The following is a 4,676-nucleotide window of genomic DNA, read 5'->3' on the forward strand; positions in this document are numbered from 1 at the left end:
CAGCAGCCGCAGCCGGGGACCGCAGGCCGGGCAGGCGACGGGCTGGGCGTGGAAGCGGCGGTCGGCCGGATCGGCGTACTCGCGGGCGCAGTCGGGGCACATCGGGAAGCCGGCCATGGTGGTCTGCGCACGGTCGTAGGGCAGCCCGGTGACGATCGTGAAGCGGGGTCCGCAGTGGGTGCACGTGATGAAGGGGTGGCGGTGGCGGCGGTCGGCCGGATCCGCCAGTTCCGCGAGGCAGGCGGCGCACGTGGCCGTGTCCGGGGAGACCAGGGTCCGGGCCGGGCCGCCGCTCCGGGAGGCGATGATCGAGAATCCGGCGCCGCCGACCACCGGCACCTCGCAGTGCTCGACGGCGTCCACCACGGCCAGCGGCGGCGCGTCCGCCGCGAGGCGCTCGCAGAACGCGACGACGGCGGCGGCCGCTCCCTCGACCTCGGTCACCACGCCCGCCGGGGTGTTGGTGACGTGCCCGGCCAGACCGAGCCCGGTCGCGCGGGCGTAGACGTACGGGCGGAAGCCGACGCCCTGCACCACCCCCTGCACGGTGACCCGGCGGCGCTGTACGGAATCCATCAGCGGCTCTGCCCGAGCGCCGGCGCTGCCGCGGGGGTGTCGGCCGGGTGCACATGGCCGTGGTCAGGGCCGGGCCCCTGAGCGTGACCGTGCTCGTCCCCCGGTCGGTGAGGAAGGCCGTCGTGGCTGTGGCTGTGGCTGTGGCTGTGCGTGTGCCCGTGCCCGTGGCTGTGGCCGTGGCCGCCGCCCGCATCGCCGCCGTGCGCCGCGGCGCTCGCGCCGGCCATCACCGGCGTGTGCGCCACCGCCCCCGCTCCGACCGCCTGCGCCCGGTCCAGCAGGAGGCCGAGGCCCTCGCCCGTACGGGCCGAGGTGAGCACCACCTCCACGCCCGGGTTGACCCGCTGGACGTTCGCCCGGAAGGCCGCCTCGTCGAAGTCGACGGCCCGCGCGATGTCGGTCTTGGTGACGACGACGAGCTGGGCCAGTCCGAAGGCCGTCGGGTACTTCAGCGGTTTGTCCTCGCCCTCGGTCACGGACGCGAGGACCACGCGCAGTGACTCCCCGAGGTCGTACGAGGCCGGGCAGACCAGGTTGCCGACGTTCTCGACGAAGAGCAGCCGCGTCTCCTCGGGCAGCCAGCCGTGCAGGTGGCGGCCCAGCATCGCGGCTTCCAGATGGCAGAGCCCGTCGGTGAGCACCTGCTTGACCGGCGCCCCCGAACGGGCCAGCCGCACCGCGTCGTTCTCGGTGGCCAGGTCGGCGGTCAGGGCGGCGACGGCCACGCCCCGCTCCCGGGCGAGCAGCAGCTCGCGCTCCAGCAGGGCCGTCTTGCCGCTGCCCGGACTGGACAGCATGTTGACGACCGTCGTCCCGCGGGCGGTGAGTTCGGTGCGCAGGGCTTGTGCGGCCCCGTCGTTCTTGGCGAGTACCGCCTGCTGCAGGTCGACCACTCGGCACATGGTTCAGGCCTCCTCGGGGATCGGGGCGCGGCAGGGGGCCACGGCGGCACCGACGGCCCGCGCGTCCTCCCAGGTCACCGTGAGGATGCGCAGCTCGCGCCCGGAGAGCAGCTCCACCTCCGTGGCCCTTCCGCACGTGGAACAGCACAGTTCGGGGGGCATGCCCACGGCCCAGTCGCCCGAGCAGGCGCCGCAGCGTGCACGGGCCGCCACGGAACGGACGACGAGCTCGGCGCCCTCCAGGACCGTTCCGGCGCAGGCCAGTTCGAAACAGAAGTGGAGCGCGTCCGGGACCACTCCCGCCAACTCGCCCACCTGGAGCTCCACTCGGCTCACGGCGCTGCCGGCCTGCGGGGCCGCCTCTTCCACCTGGCCCACGACGGCCATGGCGATCGACATCTCGTGCATCGGATTGGGTCTCCGTCCTGCCGGGGCTCATTACACCGGCAGGACCGGGGCGGCACGGCCGGGCACGCCGGGAGCCCGTACGCCCCGTACTCCATTCGGAGGCCGGGGCGTACGCGTTCACATGCGGCGGATGCGCAAGTAGCGCCTGATGTCGGGCAGGACCTGCCTGAGGACGGCGACCAGGGCCAGGGCGGCGGCTCCGCCGACGACTGCCTTCTTCATGGGGTACTCCTCAGTTCTCGTCGGTTCGTGGAATCCGGGCCTGCCCCGCCCGGCTCCTGCTGCCCGAGCAGGTCCAACAGCGCGCGCACGGCCTGCGGCACGGCGTCGGCCACGGGTGCGCTCAGCCCGATGCCCTCCTCGACGCAGGCGGGTTCGCACCCCAGGACGAGCACGCGCCGGGGCGCCTCGGCGCGGGGGCCGGCGGCGAGGGTGTCCAGCAGGGCGAGGACGGTGGGCGGCGACATGTCGGGGCCGTCGAGCGCGGCCCCGCCCGGGGGAGCGCCCACGTCCTCCTCGCCGACCTCGATCAGGTACAGGGTGCCGGGGGCCCCGCCGAGCGCGGTGGCGTCGACGAGGACGACCGTGTCGTAGCCGTCCAGCACCTGGTAGGCGAGGTGGACCCCGCGGACCCCGAAGTCCACCGCCTCCACGCCCGGCGGCAGCGGGTGCGCCGACAGGGCCCGCAGGGTTTCCACACCGAAGCCGTCGTCGCCGAGGAAGACGTTGCCGATGCCCGCGACCAGGGTGCGGCCGCTCACGCCGGCTCCTCGGGGGCGACGGTGACCTCGTCCGGCTGGAAGTACAGGAACCGGCCCTGCTCCCGGCGGATGTCGGCGCCGGGGTCGCCCTCCACGGTGACGGCGAGGTGGACGCCCCCGTCGACATCGTGCAGGACGGCCTCCACCAGGGCGGTGCGGCCCTGGAGGAAAAGGTCCTGGGCGTCGGTCCGCCGCAGCCCCGGGCGCAGCACCACACGGCTTCCGGCGCCCACCCGGACGCCGTCGACCGTCACGTGGTCCGGTACGGGCGCGGCGGCGTCCGCGCCGGCCGGGTCCCACCAGGGCGTCCCGGGCCGGAACAGCGCGTCCGGGTCCGGCACGGTGTCCTCGCCGGTGATGTCGCGCAGGCCCCGTACGGCCCCGTGCAGCCGTTCCAGTACCTCGGGCGGCATCGAGTCGGCCAGCTCGATCACGGCGGCCGCCCGGGGATCCGTCCCGCGGGCCTCCCGTTTCTCCTGGTCGGTGAGGGCCGCGGTGCGCAGGGCCAGGATCTCGTCGATCTCGGTGGCGTCGTACATGGCGCCGGCGCTCTCGGGGGCGATCGCCGGATGGTCCTCCAGGATGATGGGGGAGGACAGGACCACGTCCGCGCGGCCCGTCTCGCCCGCCAGTACCGGCCAGGTGTGCCGGTTCTCGCAGGTCGCGACGGCACCCTTGGCCCACTCGGGCGGGTCGGTCATCGACAGGAAGGAACCGGAGCTCAGCGCCAGCAGGAGATGGGCGGCGACCAGGGAGCGGGGCAGTGCCTCCTCGCGGGTCGCGGCAGGATCCGCGGGAGCCCAGGAGCTGGTGTTCTCCACGACCGCGGTCAGCTTCGACACCCGGTAGGGGCCTTCGAGTTCGGCGGCTCGCAGGCGCAGGACCCCGTCGATCCGCTCGGTACGCCGCACCAGGCGGCCGACGGTGCGGCCGTCGGAGTCGAGGACCGGCTCGACCTCCTCGCGGGCGGGCCGGGAGAAGGGGAAGGCGGCCTCGGAACCCGTCAGGTCGGCCAATGCCAGGCACAACTCGACCCGCTCCTCCGTCCCTTCGTCCCAGGGGACCAGCACCCGGTCGCTCAGGTGGAGTTCGGCGACCTCCTCGAACGTGCCCTCGGAGAGGGCCCGTTGGACCGTACGCCGCTGCGCGTGCAGGAAGCGCAGTTCCAGGGAGAGCGTCGCCGCGCCCCGGGGCTCCAGCAGGATCTCCGTCTGCTGGAAGGAGTGTTCCCCGTGGGCGGGGGCCCAGGCGGGCGGTACGAGCACGCCGAACTGCCAGCGCATCCGGTTCTTCGCCGCGGAGGCCCGGTACGGGTAGAGGACGTACCCCTCGAAGAGGACGGCGTCGGCCACCTGCCGGGCCGTGGCGAAGCCGCGGTCCTGGGCGTCGGCGAGGCCGGGGGCGGTCGTGGTCACGGCGCGGTCCTCTCGATGACGAGCGGCGGCGGTGCGCCCAGCCGGAGCGGGGCGGGTACGGGCCCGGCCGCGCTGTCCAGGAGGGTGCGCACGGTGGCCTCCCAGGAGGGGAGGGCGTGCCGCGAGCGGAAGGCGAGCAGCTCGGCCATGGTGTCGGCGGGCAGGCGCAGCCAGCCGCATCCGGGGAAGTGCTGCTCGACCATCTCCCGCCATACGGCCACGGGCATCCGGTACGCGGCCTCGCGGTCCCAGGGCACCGGTTCGACCTGGAAGCCGCCCGCCCCGGTGAAGGCGGTCCCCGAGAACAGCATCAGCATCGGGACCTCGCCGTCCTGGAGCGCCGCGAAGTAGCGGGTCGCCGCGATGTCCATGTCGTAGCTGCACGGCACCACGAGGTCGACCTCGGTCTCCCCGGTGAAGCTCGGGACCATCACCGAGACCTGTGCGAACTGCACCGGCTGGAGGGTGGACCCCCAGCGGGAGGGTTCGCCGAACAGGTCGGCCAGGCCGTCCGCCTCGGCCGGGCCGTAGCGCCGCTTGGCGGGCTCCACGCGGAGCTGGCAGCGCAGGGCCACGGCGTGCACGCGCACCCCGGGCGAGGCGGTCAGCCGCAG

The 4,676-nt window shown here is 74.4% G+C and carries 6 protein-coding genes; all 6 read right to left on the minus strand.

All coding sequences use genetic code 11. The annotated features are described in order from the left end of the window. Nucleotides 1–576 (minus strand): acylphosphatase (locus ABZY57_RS31960; protein ID WP_356517914.1); only part of this gene is annotated, 576 nt, incomplete at its 3' end. Continuing rightward, nucleotides 576–1,478: a hydrogenase nickel incorporation protein HypB gene (hypB, locus tag ABZY57_RS31965; RefSeq protein WP_356517916.1), complete on the minus strand. Its 903-nt coding sequence runs from the start codon at nucleotides 1,476–1,478 to the stop codon at nucleotides 576–578. The genes ABZY57_RS31960 and hypB, both read right to left, overlap by 1 nt. A gap of 3 nt (nucleotides 1,479–1,481) precedes the next feature. Then, on the minus strand, nucleotides 1,482–1,886 hold the full coding sequence (locus tag ABZY57_RS31970; RefSeq protein WP_356517918.1) for a hydrogenase maturation nickel metallochaperone HypA: 405 nt from the start codon (nucleotides 1,884–1,886) through the stop codon (nucleotides 1,482–1,484). A gap of 218 nt (nucleotides 1,887–2,104) precedes the next feature. After that, entirely contained in the window at nucleotides 2,105–2,647 is a 543-nt protein-coding gene (locus ABZY57_RS31975) for a hydrogenase maturation protease (protein ID WP_356517920.1), read from the minus strand. After that, nucleotides 2,644–4,062 (minus strand): hypothetical protein, encoded by a 1,419-nt coding sequence (locus ABZY57_RS31980; protein WP_356517922.1) that lies wholly within the window; start codon nucleotides 4,060–4,062, stop codon nucleotides 2,644–2,646. The genes ABZY57_RS31975 and ABZY57_RS31980 overlap by 4 nt, the downstream gene beginning before the upstream one ends. Further along, a partial coding sequence (locus ABZY57_RS31985) for a DUF6084 family protein (protein WP_356517924.1) occupies nucleotides 4,059–4,676 on the minus strand: 618 nt, incomplete at its 5' end. The genes ABZY57_RS31985 and ABZY57_RS31980, both read right to left, overlap by 4 nt.

Source organism: Streptomyces sp. NPDC006450 (assembly GCF_040612195.1).
Taxonomy (GTDB): Bacteria; Actinomycetota; Actinomycetes; order Streptomycetales; family Streptomycetaceae; genus Streptomyces.